This window comes from Streptomyces sp. NPDC028298, assembly GCF_055565895.1.
This window is the reverse complement of sequence record NZ_JBVHTL010000003.1, coordinates 26,941-46,342: the sequence shown is the minus strand read 5'-3', so window position 1 is coordinate 46,342 and position 19,402 is coordinate 26,941. Positions and strand designations below refer to the sequence as shown.

General features: G+C 71.8%; 21 protein-coding genes. 9 read left to right on the top strand and 12 right to left on the bottom strand.

All coding sequences use genetic code 11. The annotated features are described in order from the left end of the window. The first annotated feature begins 28 nt into the window (after positions 1-28). The 3 genes from ACZ4TO_RS15375 to ACZ4TO_RS15365 all read left to right on the top strand — a co-directional run bounded on the left by ACZ4TO_RS15375 (position 29) and on the right by ACZ4TO_RS15365 (position 2,261). Positions 29-490 carry a winged helix-turn-helix transcriptional regulator gene (locus tag ACZ4TO_RS15375; RefSeq protein WP_382796993.1) on the top strand — a complete coding sequence of 154 codons (462 nt, stop codon included), beginning with the start codon at positions 29-31 and terminating at the stop codon, positions 488-490. A 288-nt stretch (positions 491-778) separates the two neighbouring features. Beyond that, entirely contained in the window at positions 779-1,654 is an 876-nt protein-coding gene (locus tag ACZ4TO_RS15370) for an undecaprenyl-diphosphate phosphatase (protein WP_382796995.1), read from the top strand. Positions 1,655-2,081: 427 nt separating this feature from the next. Next, positions 2,082-2,261, top strand: a complete 180-nt coding sequence (locus tag ACZ4TO_RS15365; RefSeq protein WP_078943018.1) for a hypothetical protein — start codon at positions 2,082-2,084, stop codon at positions 2,259-2,261. 447 nt (positions 2,262-2,708) lie between these two features. On the opposite strand, the gene ACZ4TO_RS15360 is transcribed toward ACZ4TO_RS15365, so the two are convergent. Then, complete coding sequence (locus ACZ4TO_RS15360) at positions 2,709-3,449, bottom strand: SDR family NAD(P)-dependent oxidoreductase (protein WP_468024394.1); 741 nt, start codon at positions 3,447-3,449, stop codon at positions 2,709-2,711. A gap of 183 nt (positions 3,450-3,632) precedes the next feature. Here ACZ4TO_RS15360 and ACZ4TO_RS15355 point away from each other — a divergent pair, with 183 nt between their 5' ends. Both ACZ4TO_RS15355 and lnt read left to right on the top strand, forming a co-directional pair. Beyond that, positions 3,633-4,118 (top strand): nuclear transport factor 2 family protein, encoded by a 486-nt coding sequence (locus ACZ4TO_RS15355; RefSeq protein ID WP_468024393.1) that lies wholly within the window; start codon positions 3,633-3,635, stop codon positions 4,116-4,118. Positions 4,119-4,612: 494 nt separating this feature from the next. Next, on the top strand, positions 4,613-6,199 hold the full coding sequence (lnt, locus tag ACZ4TO_RS15350; RefSeq protein WP_382797001.1) for an apolipoprotein N-acyltransferase: 1,587 nt from the start codon (positions 4,613-4,615) through the stop codon (positions 6,197-6,199). Here the strand turns inward: lnt and ACZ4TO_RS15345 are convergent. Beyond that, entirely contained in the window at positions 6,117-7,028 is a 912-nt protein-coding gene (locus ACZ4TO_RS15345; RefSeq protein ID WP_382797003.1) for a Gfo/Idh/MocA family protein, read from the bottom strand. The two genes, lnt and ACZ4TO_RS15345, sit on opposite strands and share 83 nt — an antisense overlap. Before the next feature lie 243 nt (positions 7,029-7,271). On the opposite strand from ACZ4TO_RS15345, the gene ACZ4TO_RS15340 reads away from it, so the two are divergent. After that, positions 7,272-7,733 (top strand): hypothetical protein, encoded by a 462-nt coding sequence (locus tag ACZ4TO_RS15340; RefSeq protein WP_468024392.1) that lies wholly within the window; start codon positions 7,272-7,274, stop codon positions 7,731-7,733. A gap of 26 nt (positions 7,734-7,759) precedes the next feature. On the opposite strand, the gene ACZ4TO_RS15335 is transcribed toward ACZ4TO_RS15340, so the two are convergent. The 7 genes from ACZ4TO_RS15335 to ACZ4TO_RS15305 form a co-directional block, all read right to left on the bottom strand. Continuing rightward, entirely contained in the window at positions 7,760-8,317 is a 558-nt protein-coding gene (locus ACZ4TO_RS15335; protein ID WP_385040418.1) for a hypothetical protein, read from the bottom strand. A gap of 122 nt (positions 8,318-8,439) precedes the next feature. Continuing rightward, positions 8,440-9,123 carry a uracil-DNA glycosylase gene (gene ung, locus ACZ4TO_RS15330; RefSeq protein ID WP_385040421.1) on the bottom strand — a complete coding sequence of 228 codons (684 nt, stop codon included), beginning with the start codon at positions 9,121-9,123 and terminating at the stop codon, positions 8,440-8,442. Positions 9,124-9,289: 166 nt separating this feature from the next. Then, on the bottom strand, positions 9,290-10,876 hold the full coding sequence (locus ACZ4TO_RS15325; protein WP_468024391.1) for an ABC transporter substrate-binding protein: 1,587 nt from the start codon (positions 10,874-10,876) through the stop codon (positions 9,290-9,292). 246 nt (positions 10,877-11,122) lie between these two features. Then, the gene (locus ACZ4TO_RS15320) at positions 11,123-11,884 is read right to left on the bottom strand and encodes an SDR family oxidoreductase (RefSeq protein ID WP_365495146.1); all 762 of its coding nucleotides are present in this window, start codon (positions 11,882-11,884) and stop codon (positions 11,123-11,125) included. Positions 11,885-11,901: 17 nt separating this feature from the next. Further along, positions 11,902-12,663: a 3-oxoacyl-ACP reductase FabG gene (gene fabG, locus ACZ4TO_RS15315; protein ID WP_382797010.1), complete on the bottom strand. Its 762-nt coding sequence runs from the start codon at positions 12,661-12,663 to the stop codon at positions 11,902-11,904. Between the two features lie 203 nt (positions 12,664-12,866). Next, a complete protein-coding gene (locus tag ACZ4TO_RS15310) occupies positions 12,867-13,250 on the bottom strand; it encodes a DUF3037 domain-containing protein (RefSeq protein ID WP_382797012.1) in 384 nt (127 codons plus the stop codon). After that, positions 13,247-14,020, bottom strand: a complete 774-nt coding sequence (locus ACZ4TO_RS15305) for a HipA family kinase (RefSeq protein WP_382797014.1) — start codon at positions 14,018-14,020, stop codon at positions 13,247-13,249. The genes ACZ4TO_RS15310 and ACZ4TO_RS15305 overlap by 4 nt, the downstream gene beginning before the upstream one ends. A gap of 220 nt (positions 14,021-14,240) precedes the next feature. Here ACZ4TO_RS15305 and ACZ4TO_RS15300 point away from each other — a divergent pair, with 220 nt between their 5' ends. Next, complete coding sequence (locus tag ACZ4TO_RS15300) at positions 14,241-14,678, top strand: Rieske (2Fe-2S) protein (RefSeq protein WP_382797016.1); 438 nt, start codon at positions 14,241-14,243, stop codon at positions 14,676-14,678. 12 nt (positions 14,679-14,690) lie between these two features. Here the strand turns inward: ACZ4TO_RS15300 and ACZ4TO_RS15295 are convergent, their stop codons facing one another. Continuing rightward, positions 14,691-15,329: a cysteine hydrolase family protein gene (locus tag ACZ4TO_RS15295; RefSeq protein ID WP_468024390.1), complete on the bottom strand. Its 639-nt coding sequence runs from the start codon at positions 15,327-15,329 to the stop codon at positions 14,691-14,693. Positions 15,330-15,516: 187 nt separating this feature from the next. Between ACZ4TO_RS15295 and ACZ4TO_RS15290 the strand changes: the two genes are divergently transcribed. Next, positions 15,517-15,984, top strand: coding sequence for a pyridoxamine 5'-phosphate oxidase family protein (locus ACZ4TO_RS15290; RefSeq protein ID WP_382797020.1), 468 nt, complete (start codon positions 15,517-15,519; stop codon positions 15,982-15,984). 21 nt (positions 15,985-16,005) lie between these two features. On the opposite strand, the gene ACZ4TO_RS15285 is transcribed toward ACZ4TO_RS15290, so the two are convergent. Further along, the gene (locus ACZ4TO_RS15285; RefSeq protein WP_382797022.1) at positions 16,006-16,908 is read right to left on the bottom strand and encodes a LysR family transcriptional regulator; all 903 of its coding nucleotides are present in this window, start codon (positions 16,906-16,908) and stop codon (positions 16,006-16,008) included. A 74-nt stretch (positions 16,909-16,982) separates the two neighbouring features. Here ACZ4TO_RS15285 and ACZ4TO_RS15280 point away from each other — a divergent pair, with 74 nt between their 5' ends. After that, a complete protein-coding gene (locus ACZ4TO_RS15280) occupies positions 16,983-17,918 on the top strand; it encodes a DMT family transporter (protein WP_382797024.1) in 936 nt (311 codons plus the stop codon). A 133-nt stretch (positions 17,919-18,051) separates the two neighbouring features. Here the strand turns inward: ACZ4TO_RS15280 and ACZ4TO_RS15275 are convergent, their stop codons facing one another. Beyond that, entirely contained in the window at positions 18,052-19,383 is a 1,332-nt protein-coding gene (locus tag ACZ4TO_RS15275; protein WP_468024389.1) for an aminotransferase class I/II-fold pyridoxal phosphate-dependent enzyme, read from the bottom strand. Between the last annotated feature and the right edge of the window lie 19 nt (positions 19,384-19,402).

Below are 19,402 nucleotides of genomic sequence, written 5' to 3'. Positions count from 1 at the left end.
ATCCAACCCACCTTCGTAGACTGGCGCCATGAAGGACCCCCGCCCCTGCTCGATCGCCGCGACGCTCGCCCTCGTCGGCGAGAAGTACTCCCTGCTGGTCCTGCGCGAGGTGTCGCTCGGCGCGACGCGGTTCGACCAGCTCGCGCGCAACATCGGCGCCCCCCGCGACGTGCTGACGGCCAGGCTGAAGCGGCTCGTCGACGCCGGGCTGCTGGAGAAGGCGGAGTACAGCGACCGCCCCAAGCGCTACGAGTACCGGCCCACGCGCGCGGGCCTCGAACTGAGCCCCGTCCTGTTGATGCTGATGTCCTGGGGCGACCGGCACCTCCAGGAGGGCGGCTTCCGGCCCATGGTGCTGGAGCACACCTGCGGCCACGAACTGGTCCCCCAGGTCGTCTGCCGCGAGTGCGGCGAGCAGGTCGAGCACGAATCCCTCACGGCCCACCCGCAGGCCCCGGGCTGGACGGTCACGGGACCGCTGGCGGACTAGCCACCGCGCCGCGCCGCGCCGTGATGGGCGGGCTGCGGGCTACGGGCTCCGGGCTACGGGCTACGGGCTACGGGCTACGGGCTACGGGCTACGGGCTACGGGCTACGGGCTACGGGCTACGGGAAAGCGAACCGCCGCACAGGGTGGTCGGACGGTCACCGAAACCCCCGTGGCCGGGCTGTCGGCAGCGGAGGTTAGGCTTCCCTGAGCGTCCGTGACCGCCGCACTCCGCGGTGCCGGACGTGCCCATCTCCCGTTCCACGATCAGCACTTGGACCACGTAACTTCATGTCTTGGTTTCAATCCCTCGTCCTCGGACTCGTCCAGGGGCTGACCGAATTCCTCCCCGTCTCCTCCAGCGCGCATCTGCGGCTGACCGCGGCCTTCGCGGGCTGGGACGACCCCGGCGCGGCGTTCACCGCGATCACGCAGCTCGGCACCGAGGCCGCGGTGCTGATCTACTTCCGCAAGGACGTGGGACGGATCCTGTCGGCGTGGTTCCGCTCGCTCACGAACAAGGCGATGCGCCGCGACCATGACGCCCAGATGGGCTGGCTGGTGATCGTCGGCTCGATCCCGATCGGAGTGCTCGGGGTCACGCTCAAGGACCAGATCGAGGGACCGTTCCGCGATCTGCGGGTCACCGCGACCATGTTGATCGTGATGGGCATCGTCATAGGCATCGCCGACCGGCTCGCGGCCCGTGACGAAACGGGCGGCAGGCACCGGGCGGCGAAGCAGCGCAAGGTGCTCGAGGACCTGAACACCAAGGACGGCCTGCTGTTCGGCCTCTGCCAGGCGATGGCCCTGGTCCCCGGCGTCTCCCGGTCCGGCGCCACCATCAGTGGCGGCCTGTTCATGGGCTACAGCCGCGCGGCGGCGGCCCGCTACTCCTTCCTGCTCGCCATGCCGGCCGTCCTCGCCTCCGGCACCTTCGAACTCAAGGACGCGGCCGCGGAGGGACACGTCTCCTGGGGACCGACCGTCTTCGCGACGATCATCGCCTTCGGGGTCGGATACGCCGTCATCGCGTGGTTCATGAAGTTCATCTCCCACAAGAGCTTCATGCCGTTCGTCTGGTACCGGATCGCCCTCGGGCTCGTCATCATCGGGCTGGTCGGGACCGACGTCCTCAGCCCGCACGCGGCCGAGTCCTCCGGCTGACCCGAGCGTCTAGGCCGTCTGGCCGAACCGATCTGCGCACCGGGTTGCGGCGCTTTAGCGTGGTCTCTCCGACTGGAGGTGGAGCATGCCGAAAGATCCCGCGCAGGGCAGGTTGGGTACCGAAGCGCGCAGTGTGAAGTTCCCGGATGGCAGCCGCGGGGTCATCCTCGTGAGGGCGGGTATCCCTCAGGAGGAGGCGGAGGCGCTCGCGGCACGGGTCTGGACGGAACGGGCGGAGGCGGGCATGCCCCACGGCTGACCGCGCGAACGCCGTCGCCGATCCGCCCGACGCGGGACCGACTCCGGCCACGGAGGGCGGAGTTCGGCCACCTTAGGGGCCCTGTTCTTCAGTACCGTGACGCAGCACATACGACTTGAGTAGCCGCCCGGTAGCGCAGTGTCAGTCCTTGCGCCTAGGCTGGTCCGCATGTCCCCCGAAGTCACTCCGCCTGGTTCCGTGCGGTCTGCTGCCGCGTTGAACGAACAGATCCGCGCCCTGTGGACGCGGACGGGCGGCTCCCTGTCCGCACAGGAGCGGGCGGAGTACGAACTGCTGATCGTGAAGTGGGCCGAGGCGATCCGCGGCGAGATCATCGAAGCGGCGTAACACCACCCCGGCCCCGCGGGCACGCACCGCCCGCCGGCAGCACGGCCCTCGACACCCCGGTTCCACCGGCACCGCGACCCGTAACACCCGGTCCCGCGGGCACCACGGCCCACAACACCCAGGCCCCGCCGGCCCCGCCAGCACCCTGCCCGGCAGCCCCGCAGCCCCGCAGCCCCGCAGCCCCGCAGCCCCGCAGCCCCGCAGCCCCGCAGCAAGGTCATAGCCCCCTGCTTCGCTGGTGCCGCAGAAACTCATCGGCCCCCGGCCCCCCAGCACCCCGGCAAGCTCATAGCCCTCCGGTTCCCCCGACGCCGCCGACGCTCAGCGTCCCGCGGCGCCGCGAAGGGCCTCGTCCGCCCGGCGACTCCCCGCAGAACCTCCGCCCGGGACGCCCGCTTCACCCCACGGACTCACCGCCCGCACGGCACCGGCTTCACCTCCGCGGACTCACCGCCCGCCCGACACCCGGAGCACCGTCCCCGTCGTGTACGACGCGTCGGGCGACAGCAACCACGCGATGGCCGCGGCGATCTCCTCCGCCGCGCCGACGCGGCGCAGGGGGATCGACGCGGCGGCCCGTTCGGCGCGGCCCGGGTCGCCCATCGTCGCGTGCATCTCGGTGTCGATCATGCCGGGCGCGACCGCGTTGACACGGATGCCGTCCGGACCGAGTTCCTTGGCCAGCCCCACGGTCAGCGCGTCCACGCCCGCCTTGCTCGCCGCGTAGTGCACGAACTCGCCGGGACTGCCCAGCGTGGCGGCCGCCGAGGACACGTTCACGATGGCGCCCCCTCCCCGTGCCGCCATGGACCGGACGGCACGGCGCGAACAGAGCAGCGTGCCGAGCAGGTTGACCTCGACCACCCGGCGCAGATCCGCGGCATCGGCGTCCGCGAGCCGCCCGAGCGGTCCGGTGACCCCTGCGTTGTTCACCAGCCCCGTAACCGGCCCCAGCCGGTCCTCGGCCGTGTCGAAGAGCCGCTCGACGGCGGCCGCGTCGGAGGTGTCCACGCGGACGGCGACACAGTTCGCCCCGGCCTCACGGGCGACGACCGCGGTGCGCTCTGCTGCCGCGGCGTCGCTCACGTAACCGACGACCACATCGTGCCCGTCCGCGGCGAGCCGCGTACAGGTCGCGGCGCCGATACCCCGGCTGCCACCCGTGACGATCGTGACCGGACGTGTCATACGAGCCTCCTGAACGGAACGCCACTCGGGTGATCCCCGCGGTCGGGGATCACCCGAGTGGATCATGGAGCACCCACGATCGCAGATCCGGATCGGCGTCGGTACGGCGTATCCGACCCGGCCGGACCGAATATCCCCGCCCGGCCCCTTGGCGTGGCAGGCGCGGTGGCCAACACTGAGCCGATGACGCAGCGTGTGGAGCTCGCGACCGTGCTGGACCGGTTCTCCGTGGACGAGATCGTCACCGCGTACGCGGTGGCCGTGGACGACGGCGACTGGGAGGGATACCGGGGGCTGTTCGCTCCGAAGGGCCGCGCCGACTACCGCTCGGCCGGGGGCGTCGAGGGCGACGCCGCCGAGGTCGCCGAATGGCTCGCCCAGAGCCTCGACCTGTTCGCGATGCGCCAGCATCTGATCGTCAACCGGCGGGTCCGGTTCGGCGTCCTGGACCAGGACACCGGTGACACGGCCGAGGTCCAGGCGGACTACATCAATCCGATGCGGTTCGCCGGGCAGGAGGGCGACTCGACCGCGCCCGACCTCGTGTGCGGCGGCCGGTACGTCTTCGACCTGCTGCGCACCGGCGACGGCTGGCGACTGCGCCAGGTGACCGTCCAGGAGAAATGGCGCCGCATGCCGCAGCCCCCGCGGACACCCACCGACACCTGACCACCCCCGCCCGACACCCTCCGCCCCCGCCCCGCCCTTTCCCTTCTGCCCCTTTCGCCGCCGACCCCGCCCCGCTCTTCCCCTTCCGTCCCCTTCGCAGCCGCCCCCATCCCGCTCTTCCCCTTCCGTCCCCTTCGCAGCCGCCCCCATCCCGCCCTTCCCCTTCCGCCCCCCTTCGCCGCCAACCCCGCCCCGCCGCCCTACCTCCCCTTCCCCGCCAACCTCGTTCCGCCCTCCCCCTCCCTCCTCCCGTCCACTCCTTCCCTCCCGATCCGTCCCGCCCTCCACCCCTCCCCTCTCCCTTCCCACCCTCATCCCGCCGGGGCTCCCGGTCCCCGCACTCCGGCGGGATGAGGGGCCTCGACCAGCCCACGCGGCCCCGGCGCCCCGGGAGCGCCCACCCTCCGGCGCGCCCCTCTCTGATCACCACGCCCCCTGTCGTAGATCGCCTTCGACGCGCACACTGGAGAGACCCCGGGGCAGGGAGGCGGAGGATGAACAGGCCCGACCGTGCGTTCGGCCCATGGCTGGTCTCCCCCTGGCGGCGCGATGTCGTCGCCGCGCTGGCGGGCGCGCTGCCGATGCTCGCGTTCCCCGCCCTGTCGTGGTGGTGGTTCGCGTACGTGGCCCTCGTGCCCTGGATCCTCCTGGCCCGCTCGGCCCCCACGGGCAGGCGTGCCGCGTACGACGGCTGGTTCGGCGGGTTCGGGTTCATGCTCGCGGTGCACCACTGGCTGCTGCCGAGCCTGCACGTCTTCACGGTGGTCATAGCGGCGCTGCTCGGCGCGCTGTGGGCTCCGTGGGGCTGGCTCGTCCGGCGCTTCCTGGCCGGACTGCCCTCACCGGGCCGGGTCGGGGCCGCCCTGCTCGTCCTGCCGTCCGGGTGGCTGATGGTCGAACTCGCCCGGTCCTGGCAGGGTCTGGGCGGTCCCTGGGGTCTGCTCGGGTCGAGTCAGTGGCAGGTGGAGCCGGCCCTGAGGCTGGCCTCGGTCGGCGGGGTGTGGCTGCTCAGCTTCCTCGTGGTGGCGGTCAACATCGCGGTCGCCGTGCTGGTCTCGGTGCGTGAGTCCCGTATGCCCGCGGTGGCCGGACTGGTCGCGACGGCCGCCGCGACCTCGGCGGCCTGGGTGTGGTCGCCGCGCCCGGACGTCGACGGCCGGGTGCGGATCGCGGTCGTGCAGCCCGGTGTCGTGGACGGGAGCACGAGCGGTGACAGGCGCTTCGCGCGCGAGGAGGCGCTGACCCGTCAACTCGTGGGCCAGGGCGCCGACCTGGTCGTCTGGGGCGAGAGCAGCGTCGGCTTCGACCTGGCCGACCGGCCCGATCTGGCGCGGCGCGTCGCGGCGTTGTCCCGCGAGGTCGGCGCCGACATCCTGGTGAACGTCGACGCGCGCCGCTCCGACCGGCCGGGCATCTACAAGAGTTCGGTCCTGGTGGGACCGCTCGGCCCGACGGGCGACCGCTACGACAAGATGCGGCTCGTGCCGTTCGGCGAGTACGTGCCCGCGCGCTCCCTGCTCGGCTGGGCCACCTCCGTGGGCAAGGCCGCGGGCGAGGACCGTGTGCGGGGTACGGAACAGGTGGTGATGAACGTCGGTCACGGGCTGCGCGTCGGCCCCATGATCTGCTTCGAGACGGCGTTCCCCGACATGAGCCGTCACCTCGTCCAGGACGGCGCCGAGGTGCTGGTGGCACAGTCCTCGACGTCCTCGTTCCAGCGGAGCTGGGCCCCCGAGCAGCATGCCTCGCTCGCCGCGCTGCGTGCCGCGGAGACCGGTCGGCCCATGGTGCACGCGACGCTCACGGGGGTCTCCGCCGTCTACGGCCCGGACGGCGGCCGTATCGGCTCCTGGCTCGGCACGGACACGAGCGGCGCGACGATGTACGACGTGCCGCTGGCCCGGGGCGTCACTCCGTACGTCCGGTTCGGCGACTGGCCGGTGCACGGCGCCCTGCTGGTGATGGCGGCGCTGTGCGTCGCGGAGGGCGCGCGTACGTTCAGGCTGCGGCGGACCGGTCCTGAACCGCTTGTACGACCCGCTCGCACAACTCGTGAGTCGCCAGCGCGTCCCGGGCGCTGAGCACCTTTCCGCCGCGCACGGCGTCGAGGAACGCGAGGACGGCCTGCTCGATCCCGCGCTGCCGGGCCACCGGGACCCAGTCGCCGCGCCGGCGCACGGTCGGCTGGCCCTTGTGGTCGATCACGTCGGCGAGATTGACGACCTGCCGCTTGGTGTCCTGGCCCGAGACCTCGAGGATCTCCTCGCTCGAACCGCTGAGCCGGTTCATCACCCCGAGTGCGGTGAACCCGTCCCCGGCGAGCTGGAGGACGACATGGTGCAGCAGCCCGTCCTGGGTCCGGGCCCGCACGGTCACGTCGTCGACCTGACCCGGCACCAGGAAGCGCAGGGTGTCGACGACGTGGATGAAGTCGTCGAGAACCATGGTGCGGGGCTCCTCGGGCAGCCCCGTGCGGTTCTTCTGCATCAGGATCAGCTCGCGGGGGTGCTCGGCGCACTGCGCGTACGCGGGTGCGTGACGCCGGTTGAAACCGACCGCGAGGCTGACGTTCCGCTCCTCCGCGAGGCGCACCAGCCGCTCCGACTCGCCCAGCTCGTAGGCGAGCGGCTTGTCGACGTACGTCGGTACGCCCGCCTCCAGCAGCCGGGTGACGATCTCCGGGTGGGCCACCGTGGGCGCGTGCACGAACGCCGCGTCGAGGTCCTGGGCCAGCAGGGCGTCCAGGTCGCGGTGACGCGCGGCCGGCGGCAGGTGAAGGCTGTCGGCGACCCGGTCGAGTGTGGCGGGCGTCCGGGTCTGGAGATGCAGTTCGATCCCGGGCTGCACGCCGAGCACCGGCAGATACGCCTTCTGCGCGATGTCGCCGAGTCCGATGCAGCCGACCTTCACAGGGGTCTCCTTCACTCGCCGACGCGGGTTCCGTCGGAAGCATACGGCCGCGTCGTGCCTGGGTGATCGGCCCCCTGGGGCGGCGGTGCGCGGGTGGCGCCGGTTTCCGGGCGACGTACGCCCCGGAAGCCTGTCAGCTCGCCGACGCCCGCGCCCACCGGAGGAGCGGAAGGATCACCCGTGTGGGGCATCCGGCGCTTCTCGGCGCCCTGGAAGTCCTCCGGAACCAGCAGAGTTGCGCGGGTGCATCGAACGACGACGACCGCAACGCTCCTGGTCGCCGTGGCGGTCACAGCCCTCTCCGGCTGTGTGACCGTCCAGCGGCCGTCCGCCTCCGCGTCCCCCGCCGCTCCGGCGCGGCACAGCGCGCCGCGTGCGGACAGCAAGGAAGGACCCCGGATCGTGCAGGCGCCGGCGCGGGAGGCGCTGGAGCGTGTCGGCCCCTCGCCTAAGCCCTCGGCCGAGGCGGCGGCCCGGCACCGGCCGGCTCCCCCGCCGCGAGCCGCGGCACCCCCGGCCCCGCCGCGGCACGCCCGTCCGGTCCCGCGCCCCGAGCCACGGCATCCCCGGCACCGTACGGCCGTCCCGCCCGGTGCCCCGGCCGTGCCGAAGCGTCCGGACGTGTGCGCGCTCGGCCGGAAGTACGGGGGCTGGAAGGCGGACAGCCCGGAGGCGGTCCTCTGCGCGAAGACGTACGGACACTGACAGCGCCCGCGGCATCGGCGCGGCGGTCAGGGGCGTTGTCTGGGCGGGCCCAGGGTCTCGCCCCCGGGTCCGTCGAAGCGGTCGGATCCGGCGGTCTCCGCCGCGGCGCCGGTGTCCCGGAGCCTCAGCTCCAGGCGGCCGATGGCCGCGCGGACACCGTCGCCGTACCGGTCGTCCGCGAGGGCGCCGGCCGCGCCGCGGGCCCGGCGCAGATGCGTGCGGGCGGCCTCGGAGCGGCCGAGCTTCGCGTAGTCGGCGGCGAGGTTCAGATGCAGCGAGGGGTAGAAGGCGCGGACGGCGAGGGACTGGTGGGGCTCGGCGACGCGGCCGTCGCCCAGTTCCTCGGCCGCCGCGAGGGCCCGCAGGTCCCAGGCGAGTTCGTCTGCGGGGTCGTCCTGGGTGTCGGCCATGTAGTGGGCCAGGGTGCAGCGGTGCAGCGCGTCGCCGCCGTCCCCGATCTCTCCCCACAGATCCAGGAAGCGGCCCCGGGCCTCCTCGCGGTCCCCGGCGTGGTGCAGCATGACGGCCTGTCCGATCCGGGTCATCATGGCGTCCGGCGCCGCCTGCTCCTGTTGCTCCGCCACCGCGTCCTCCAGGCTCGTCACTGTCCCTGACGAAGCTAACCGGAGCCGGTGGCAATCGCGCTCAGGCGCCCCCGTGGGCCGCTGGGCCAGGCCGGTGACGGGCCTGGCCGGCGGTCCGGCGGTCAGCCGAGGTCGGGGATGCGCCAGTCGATCGGTTCATGGCCCTGGGCGGCCACGGCCGCGTCGATCTGCGTGAACGGGTGCGAGCCGAAGAACTTCTTGGCGGACAGCGGCGACGGGTGCGCGCCCTTCACCACCACGTGCCGCTCCTCGTCGATCAGGGGGAGCTTCTTCTGCGCGTAGTTGCCCCACAGGACGAAGACGGCCGGGTCGGGGCGGTCGGCCACGGCGCGGATGACCGCGTCGGTGAACTTCTCCCAGCCCTTGCCCTTGTGCGAGTTCGCCTCACCGGAGCGGACGGTGAGCACCGCGTTGAGCAGCAGCACACCCTGCTCGGCCCACGGCATCAGATAGCCGTTGTCCGGGATCGGGGTGCCGAGCTCCTCCTTCATCTCCTTGTAGATGTTCCGCAGCGAGGGCGGGGTCTTGACCCCGGGGCGGACCGAGAAGCACAGGCCGTGGCCCTGGCCCTCGCCGTGGTACGGGTCCTGGCCGAGGATCAGGACCTTCACCCGGTCGTACGGGGTGGCGTCGAGCGCCGCGAAGACCTCCTCGCGGGGCGGGAAGACGGGACCCTTCGCGCGCTCCTCCTCGACGAACTCGGTGAGTTCCTTGAAGTAGGGCTGCTGAAGCTCGTCGCCCAGGACGCCGCGCCAGGACTCGGGCAACATGGCGATATCGGTCACGTCAACTTCCTTCGATGTGCGGTGACTTCCAGACCAAGAACCTACCGTCGCCCACTGACAATCGGTTCCGGGCCCGCGTCGGGGCCGGATGAGGGGTACGGTGTGCCCCCGCGGGCCCACGGCGGGTGACGCGCGGGCCCGCGCGTCACCCGGCCCACCGGGCGCGCTACCAGCTCGTCTTGCGGTCCAGCTCCCACATCATCATGATCGTCGACGGGTCCAGCGCCCGCTCCCCGCCCGAGATCTCCACGTTCGCGGCCACATACTGCCTGCCCTGCCACAGAGGCAGCAGCCGGGCGTCGTCGACGAGGATCTTCTGGGCCTCCTCGAACTGCTTCACCACCGCCCCGCGATCCCGCACCCCGCGCGACTCGGGCAGCAGGACATCGGTGATCCGGGGGGTCGGATAGGGCGTCCCGAGGGCGTTCCGCTCCCCCACGAACGGGGCGATGAAGTTCTCGGCGTCGGGGAAGTCGGGGAACCAGCCGCGGCCGAAGACCGGGTACTCGCCGTTGCGGTAGCCCGCTTCGTACGTCTTCCAGGGGCGGCTCTTGAGCGTGACGCTGAACAGGCCGGAGCCGTCGAGCTGGCGCTTGAGCTCGCGGAACTCCGGGCCGGTCTCGGAGCCGTAGCGGTCGGTCGTGTACCAGAGGGTGAGCGGGACGCGCCGGTCGATGTGCGCGTCGTGCAGGATCGTGCGGGCCTTGGCCGGGCTCGGGCTGCCGTACGCGTCGAAGTAGCCGGTGGTGTGCCCGGCCAGTCCGGCGGGGACCATGGAGTAGAGCGGGTCGACGGTGTCCTGGTAGACCTTGTGGATGATGGCGGAGCGGTCGACGACCTGGGCGATCGCGCGGCGCACGGGGAGCTTCCCGGCCCACGGGTCCTCGGGGTTGAAGACCAGGTAGCTGATCTCGGTTCCGGCTCCGTCGACGAGCTGGATGTCCTTGCGGTCGCCCTGCCCCTGGAGCGCGACGACGTCCGAGGCGGCGAGGCCGCGGTAGGTGACGTCGATCTTCTTGGCCTTCAGCGCCCCGACCAACTGGGCCGAGTCCTGGAAGTAGCGGATCGTCACCGCGTCGTTCTTGCGCTTGGCGAAGCCGTCGTAGTGGTCGTTCCTGACGAGTTCGGCCTGCTTGTCCTCCGTGTAGGAGCGCAGGACGTAGGGCCCGGAGCCGAAGACCTTGTTGTCGTTCCGCAGGGCGTCGGCGGGGTATTCGGCGGGGTCGACGATCGACATCGCCGGGGTGGCCAGCACCAGCGGGAACGTGGCGTCCGGCTTGTTGAGGTGGAAGACGACGTCACGCTCGCCCAGTGCCTGCACCCGGTCGAGACTGCCGAGCAGGCCGGCGGGACCGCCGCGTACGCCGATCTTCCTGATGCGGTCGATGGAGTGCTTTACGGCGGACGCGTCGAGCGGGTGGCCGTCGGAGAACTTCAGGTCCGGGCGCAGTTCGCAGCGGTAGACGGTGTTGGTTCCATCCGTGAATCCGCACTTCCGCGCGGCGTCGGGCTGCGGAGACGCCGCGCCGGTCGGATAGCTCAGCAGCGTCTGGTAGATGTTGCGGAACAGCTCCCACGATCCGTCCCAGGAGGCCGCCGGGTCCAGGGTGCTGGGGGCGCTGGTGGTGCCCACGACGATCGGCCCCTCGTCGGCCGGTGATCCCTTGGAGATGGCGCCGCACGCGGCCACCAGGGATATGGAGGTGATCGCCGCGAGCTGTCGCAGGTATCGGTTCCGGTTGAACACGTACACGCTCCTGGATCCGCCGTGCCAAGGGTCGGCAGACCATACCGCAGTGCCCTGCCGGGGGAACGGCGTTTCCCCGGCAGGGCACTTGATCAGCATGTATGTGACTACGTTGTCAGCATGATGTGAACGCGTCCACACTCCGCACGTCGAACTCCGGCTCGCCCGGGGCGGACTGAGTGTTTGTCAACTTTCAACAAAAAACCGGTCGGGCGCTCCCCACCCAGGGGGAGCGCCCGACCGGTCCTCGTGTTATTCGACTCCGGCGTTGAGGAACATCCCGCCGTCGACCACGAGCGTCTGACCGGTGACCCAGTCCGACTGCTGCGAGGTGAGGAAGGCGGCGGCGCCGCCGATGTCGGAGGGCACGCCGAGCCGGCCGAGCGGGTAGGCCGCGGCGGCCTCCGCCTCGCGGCCCTCGTAGAGTGCGGCCGCAAACTTCGTCTTCACCACGGCGGGCGCGATGGCGTTGACCCGGACCTTGGGGGCGAACTCGTGCGCGAGCTGCACGGTCAGGTTGATCATCGCGGCCTTGCTGATGCCGTACGCGCCGATGAAGGGCGAAGGCGCGAGGCCGGCGACCGAGGCGATGTTGACGATCGCGCCGCCGTTCTCGCCCTGCCAGGCCTTCCAGGTCTGCTGGGCGAAGCCGAGCGCCGAGACGACGTTGGTCTCGAAGACCTTCCGCGCCACGTTCAGGTCCAGTTCGGCGATGGGCCCGAACACCGGGTTCGTACCGGCGTTGTTGACCAGGAAGTCGACGCGGCCGAAGGCCTCCATGGTGCGCTCGACGGCGACGGCCTGGTGGGCCTCGTCGTGGGCCTTGCCGGCGACGGCGATGACGCGGTCGGCGCCGAGCGTCTCGACGGCCTCCTTGAGGGCGTCCTCGTTGCGGCCGGTGATGCAGACCCGGTCGCCGCGGGCGATCAGGGCCTCCGCGACGCCGTAGCCGATGCCGCGGCTCGCGCCCGTGATGAGCGCGACCTTGCCCGAGAGTTCGGGAAGCGTGGTCATGTGCGTTTCCCCTGCGTCTAGTTGAGCGGTCCGCCGGCCACGTACAGCACCTGGCCCGAGACGAATCCGGCGGCCTCGCCGGTGAAGAAGGCGATGGAGTTGGCGATGTCGTCGGGGTTGCCGACGCGCTGCACGGGGATCTGGGTCGCGGCGGCGGCCTGGAAGTCGTCGAAGTCCATCCCGACGCGGGCGGCGGTGGCGGCGGTCATGTCGGTGACGATGAAGCCGGGCGCCACGGCGTTCGCGGTCACGCCGAACTTGCCGAGCTCGATGGCCAGGGTCTTGGTGAAGCCCTGGAGACCGGCCTTGGCGGTGGAGTAGTTCGCCTGGCCGCGGTTGCCCAGCGCCGAGGACGACGACAGGTTGACGATGCGGCCGAACTTGGCCTCGACCATGTACTTCTGGACGGCCTTCGCCATCAGGAAGGCGCCGCGCAGGTGCACGTTCATGACGGTGTCCCAGTCGGACGCGCTCATCTTGAACAGCAGGTTGTCCCGGAGGACACCCGCGTTGTTCACCAGGATGGTCGGCGCGCCGAGCTCCTCGGCGATCCGCGCGACGGCGGCCTCCACCTGGGCCTCGTCGGAGACGTCGCAGCCGACCGCGAGAGCCTTGCCGCCGGCGGCCGTGATCTTCTCGACGGTGTCCTTGCACGCGGCCTCGTCGAGGTCGATCACCGCGACGGCGCGGCCCTCCGCGGCCAGTCGTACGGCGGTCGCGGCACCGATGCCGCGCGCGGCACCGGTGACTACGGCGACGCGCTGCTCAGTGGTGGACATTGCTGGTTCTCCTCGCCCTTGGAAAAGCCGGCCCAAGCCCGGCCAAGCTGTCTCGACAACCTTGCGGAGTCTTCGGGGTCCCGGAGGACCCGCGGCTCACACGGTACGCCCGTCCGGTGAGCGACCGCTTAGTACCTTCAGCAGACGTGACGCTAGAAGCCCTGGCACCCGGTGTCAACGGCGCACCGCGCGCATGTGATCCATTACCTGACCAGGAGCTGGAGCAACCGCTCGGTCTCGGCCTCGGGATCGGCCGTCAGGCCGGTGTGCACGGGCCCCGGCTGGACCACCGTCGAGCGCGGCGCGATCAGCCAGCGAAAGCGCCGCCCGGGATCGTCGCCCGCGGCCTGACCAGCGGCTTCTCCGCCGGCGCAGACTCCTTCGACGGCGCGCAGCGCGGCCCGTACGCCCGGCACGTCCGCGTCCGGGTCGAGCGCGAGCAGCTTGCTCTCGTCCAGATGGGTCCGGGCCGCCACGAAGGAGTGGGCGCGGCAGTACACCAGCACGCCCGCGTTGAAGCACTCGCCGCGCTCGACCCGCGGCACCACCCGCAGCAGCGCGTACTCGAAGACGTCCCGCTCGTTCACTTGTCCCCCTCGGTGCCGTCGAGGCCCTTGATCCGCTCGTGGATGACGGCGGCGCGCGCCAGCAGCGGCCGTGCGTAGGCGCGCCGCAGCGCCTCGACCGTGTCGAAGCCCGGCTCGCCGGCCAGCCATGCCTCGGGGATCTGCGCCGTGACCTCGGCGAGCAGCTCCTCGGTGACCAGCGGGGCCAGTTCGGCGGCGGCCGAGGCGACGTCGGGGCGGAAGGGGGCGAGCGCGTGGTCGGAGATGTCGTACGGCTTGGCGGCGGAGGTCTCGGCTCCGGGCCAGTGGTGGTGCCAGATCATGGTGGCGCCGTGGTCGATGAGCCACAGATCGCCGTGCCACATCAGCAGGTTGGGGTTGCGCCAGGAGCGGTCGACGTTGTTGACGAGGGCGTCGAACCAGACGATCCGCCCGGCGTCCTCCGCGCTCACCTCGAAGGCGAGGGGGTCGAAGCCGATCGCGCGCGGGAGGAATTCCATCCCGAGGTTCGGGCCGCCGCTCGACTTCAGCAGCTCCTGGACCTCCTGGTCCGGTTCGCCGAGCCCGAGGACCGGGTCGAGGCCGATCGTCACCAGGCCGGGCACCCGCAGGCCCAGCCGGCGGGCCAGTTCACCGCAGACGACCTCCGCGACGAGCGTCTTGCGGCCCTGTCCGGCGCCGGTGAACTTCATGACGTACGTCCCGAGGTCGTCGGCCTCGACGAGTCCCGGCAGCGAGCCGCCCTCGCGCAACGGCGTGATGTAGCGGGAGGCGTTCACTTCCTTGAGCATCGCCCCAGGTTACTGGGGTGGTCGCGCCCGGCGGACGCGACCCGGTGACGGTGGCGGAGGCGGAGCCCGGTGTCCGGGGCCGGAGGGGCCGCGCCGCCGCACATCCGGCTGTCGGGGGGCTGTGGATCAGGTCAAGAAGTCGCCATTGCCTGAACAGTGCGTGCTGGTGGACCGTACCTCTCGACAGATCCAGATCATGTCCGCTGAAGGGAAAGCCAGCATGACCAGCGAATCGCTTCACTCCGCACAGGCCCCTGCCCGGCGCACCGTCGTGGCGGCGGTCGGGGCGGCGGGACTCGCCGTCGCGCTGACCGCGTGCGGGGCGGACGACAAGGCCTCCGACAGTGTGGGCTCGGGCAACGGCGCGGCAGGCACGGAACTCGCCAAGACGAGCGAGATCCCGGAGGGCGGCGGCAAGGTCTTCGCCGACCAGGGCGTCGTGGTGACCCAGCCGACGGCGGGCACGTACAAGGCCTTCTCGTCCAAGTGCACCCACCAGGGCTGCGCGGTCAAGGGCATAGCGAACGGTGTCATCACCTGCCCGTGTCACGGCAGCGAGTTCTCGGCCACCGACGGCAGCGTGAAGAAGGGGCCCGCGACGACCGGGCTGGCCAAGGCGGACATCACCGTCGACGGGGGCGCGATCAAGCTCGCCTGAGGAGCACCGGCGTCAGCCGCGCCGTCCTTCGAGGCAGGCGAGCACGTCCTCGGTGGTCGTGACGGTGGCGACCAGCGCCAGCGTGTTCCGGACCATCGCTGGGGTGTACTCGGAGGGCACCCCGGCGACGGCGTCCGCGGGAACGACGACGGTGTAGCCGCGGTTGACGGCGTCGAACACGGCGTTGGGAATCGCGATGTTGGCCGATACGCCCGTCACGACGAGGGTGCGGCAGCCCAGGTTGCGCAGCAGCGGGTCGACGTCGGTGCCCGAGATCGGCGACAGGCCGTGCAGCCGCCGCACGACGAGGTCCTCCTCGGCGACCTCGACGGGCGGCGCGATCCGCACCGCCGCCGAGCCGGTCGTCTGCCGTACGGGCAGTCGCTCGGCGGCCCTGAACAGCCGGGCGTTGCGGTTGGCGCCGCGGCCGTCGGGGCGGCGCTCCGCGACCGCGTGGATCACCTGCACCCCGCTCTCGTGCGCGGCGGCCACCAGCCGGGCGATCCGGTCGAGCGCTCCGGACGACCGCGCCTCCTGGGCGAGTTCGGGCAGCGCGCTGTCCGGGCCCACGACGCCCTGTTGGCACTCCACGGTGAGCAGTACCGTGCCGACGGGGTCGAGGAGTTCGCTGAGGTGCTCTGACGACGGCATGGCTCTCCTTGTCGTCGCGGGTCGGGACGGCGGAGCGTAACGAGCATTGCGTGCGGACGGAAGACGCCGCATGATTTTCCTGACGGAACGTCAGAAAGCTTTGAGGAAAGCCCCGACGGACAGAGTCGGTGCACCTGTGAAAGATCGGGCAGGACTTGGCCGATCCACGCAATCGGGAGGGGACCGTATGACCGTCACCCAGCGCAGGGGCCGGAAGATCATGATGACCCCCGGTGAACTGGACGAGTTCCTCACCACCCAGCGCACCTGCCGCGTCGCCTCCGTGTCGAAGGACGGAGTCCCGCACGTGAGCGCCCTGTGGTTCGCCTGGGACGGCACCTCGCTGTGGCTGTACTCCGTGGTGCGCAGCAAGCGGTGGGTGCAACTGCGGAACGACCCGCGCGTCGCGGTGGTGATCGACTCGGGCGAGGAGTACGGGGAGCTGCGGGGCGTCGAGCTGTCCGGCACCGTGGAGTTCGTCGGCGAGTTCCCCCGCACCGGGGAGCTGTGCGCCGAACTCGACGTCCCCGAGATCCTGTTCGCCCGCAAGAACTTCGGTCTGGAGGAGATGCCGCACGACGGCCGGCACGCGTGGATGCGGCTGACACCGTCCGCGATCGCCTCGTGGGACTTCCGCAAGCTCCCTCCGATGTAGCCGGACACCCGCCGCAGGCTTCTACTCCAGGGCCGCTCCGGCCCTGCGCAAGGCGTCCACCGCCGCCCTGATCGAGGGCCGGCGGTCGGCGTCGGCCCGCCAGACGACGTAGACATGGCGGCGCACGCGCTGGCGGACCGGCACGGTGACGACTCCCTCGGGCATCGGATGACGTCCGAGGAGCGGGGCCACGCACACGCCGAGCCCCGCGGCGACGAGTCCGAGCTGGGTGTGCGTCTCCCCGGCGCGGTGTCCGATGCGCGGCTCGACGCCCTGGGAGCGCAGCGTGAACATCAGCCACTCGTGACAGAACTCGCCCTCGGCCCAGGTGATCCACTCGTCCTCGGCGAAGTCCCCGAGGTCGACCTCGGCTCGGCCCGCGAGCCGGTGGCCGGCCGGCATCGCCACATCGGCGGGGTCGTCGAGGATCGACGCCTTCACCAGTCCGTCGGGCAGGGGCATCGGCTTGTTGTACCAGTCGAGCACGACCGCGAGGTCCAGGTCCCCGCGCACCACTCCCGCGACCCCGGCCTCCGGCTCCAGCTCGCTGGAGCGCACCCGCAGTCCGGGGTGCCGGGCCCGCAGCTCCGCGAGCGCCGCCGGGAACAGTCCGCGCGCCGCGGTCGGGAACGCGGACAGCCTGAGCTCGCCGGCCACCTGACCGCGCTGCGCCTCCAGGTCGGACTGCGCGAGCTCGACCTGGGAAAGGATGCGGGCCGCGTGTTCGGCGAGGAGCCGCCCAGCGTCGGTCAGCCGCACGCCCCGGCCGTTCTTGGCGAGGAGCTGCTGTCCCACCTCGCGCTCCAGCTTCGACATCTGCTGGGAGACGGCCGACGTCGTCACGTGCAGTCCCTCGGCCGCGCCGCTCACCGAGCCGTACCGGGCGAGGGCGTCGAGCGTGCGCAGTCGCTCCAGATTCAACATGTAAGCAATGCTACGAGATATCGCTCGAACATTCTCGCTTGTGCTACGAGATCGTCCTGCCGCATTCTTGCCCCATGAGCACCGTCGCCTCTCCCCGCCCTGTCACGCCGAACGGCGTCGCACCCCGCCGCCGCGCCGCCCTCGACTGGCGGATCCGCTTCGGCTTCCTGTCGCTGATCTGGGGCTTCAGCTTTCTGCTGATCAAGGTCGGCACGGACGGCTTCGCGCCGTTCCAGGTCACCTTCGGCCGGCTGCTGTTCGGGAGCGCGGTGCTCGTGGCGGCGATGGCGGTGAAGCGGGAGCGGCTGCCGCGCGGGGCGCGCACGTGGGGGCACCTCACGGTCGCGGCCTTCCTGCTGAACGCGCTGCCCTTCTCCCTCTTCGCCTACTCCGAGCTGACGATCCCGTCCACGCTCGCCGGCATCTGCAACGCGACGTCGCCGCTGTGGGGCATGGCCCTGTCCCTGGTCGCCCTCTCCGAGGACCGGCCGACCCGGCGCAGAGTGGCCGGCCTCGGCATCGGCTTCCTGGGCGTCCTGACGGTCCTCGGCGTCTGGCAGGGCTTCCACGGCCTGGACGCCACGGGCACGGCCATGGCCCTGCTGGCGTCGCTGAGCTATCCGGTCGGCTGGATCTACGTGCGCCGGACCCTGGCGGGCACCGGAAACTCCCATCTGTCGATGACCGGCGCCCAACTGCTCCTGGCCACGGTGCAACTCGCCTTCGTCACCCCGCTGTTCACCACGTTCCCCAGTCACGTCGCCTGGGTGCCGCTGCTCGCGGTCGCGGCCCTCGGGGCACTCGGAACGGGTCTGGCCATGCTCCTCCAGTACGGCATCGTCGCCGAGGTCGGCCCGACGACGGCCCAGATGGTCACGTACTTCATCCCGGTCATCGCCACCGCCGCCGGTGTCGCGATCCTCGGCGAGTCGCTGGCCTGGTCGACACCGGTCGGCGCGGTGATCGTCCTCGCGGGCGCCTTCCTCACCCAGGCGAAGCCGCGCCGCTGAGACCCGGCTCGCCCCGAGCCGCGGCCAGGACCTGTCGGACGGGCCCTGTCGCCCAGGCACTGTCGGGCAGACCCTGGGCGGCACGAGGCGCACACCTCACACGTAGCGGCACGGCTCAGACGTACGGCACGGCTCAGACGTAGCGGCGCGCGGGGGCCGGTCCCACGGCGGAGGCCACGGCGTCCGCGAGCGGCCCGGCGTCCTCGGGCCGAAGCGTGGAGACGGTGATCCGGACACCCGGCGGCGAACTCATCCGGAAACGGGCGCCGGGCGCGACCGCCCAGCCGCGCTGCAACAGCCGGGAGACGGCCCCGGTCTCGTCGGGGACGGCGATCCAGACGTTCATCCCGCTGCGTCCGCGTGCCTCGACACCGCGCTCCCGCAGCGCGTCGATCAGCATGTCGCGGCGCGCCCCGTACGCCGCCGCCACGGCCGGCACGTCCACCGCGCCGGAGGTCCACAGGTGGACCACGGCTTTCTGGAGCACGCGGCTCACCCAGCCGGGTCCGACCCGCTGTCTCCCGTGCACACGGTCGACGGTGACGGGGTCCCCGGTGAGGACGGCGAGCCGCAGATCGGGCCCGTACGCCTTGGCGACGGAACGCACGAAGGCCCAGTGGTGCGTGACCCCGGCGAGGGGATGCAGGGGCACGTCGACGATCTGATGGCCGTGGTCGTCCTCGATGAGCAGGGTTCGCGGGTACTCCCGGAGCACGGAGCGCAGCGCCCGCGCGCGCTCGGCGGTGACCGCGGCGCCGGTCGGGTTCTGCGCCCGGTCGGTGACGATCAGCGCCCGCGCCCCGGCCGCCAGCGCCTGCCGTACGTCGTCGGGAAGCAGGCCCTCGTCGTCGACGCCGACCCCGGCCGTACGCAGCCCGAGCGCCGGCAGCAGGTCGAACAGGCTGCCCCAGCCGGGGTCCTCGACGGCGACCGTGTCGCCGGGCCTGAGGTGGGCCATCAGGACGCGCTCGATCGCGTCGAGCGAGCCGGAGGTGACGACCACGGGCCCCTCGGGCACGCCGTCCGCGTCGAGCCCGGCGCGGGCCAGCCGCCCCAGCTCCGGCTCGACGGGGTCCTGCCCGTACTGCACGGGATGCCGGTCCGACTCCGCGGCCGCGACCGCGAAGGCCTCGGCGAGCTCCGGCAGGAGGGCGGGATCGGGATTGCCCTCGCTCACGTCCCGCACGCCCTCGGGCACCTCGACGCGCAGGTGCTCGCGCCCCGTGGTGGCCGGCTTCGGGCGCACCCGGCTGCCGCGGCGGCCGGCGGTCTCGATGACCCCGCGCTCGCGCAGCGTGCGGTAGGCCGCCGCGACCGTGTTCGGGTTGACCCCGAGTTCCTCGGCCAGCTCGCGCATGGGCGGCAGGAGCTGTCCGGGTTCCAGATCCCCCGCCCCGACCGCCCGCTCGACGTCGGCGGCGATCTCGGCTGCGCGACGCCCTTCGATCCGATACTCTCCTAGCACAAAAGAGATTATGCACTAG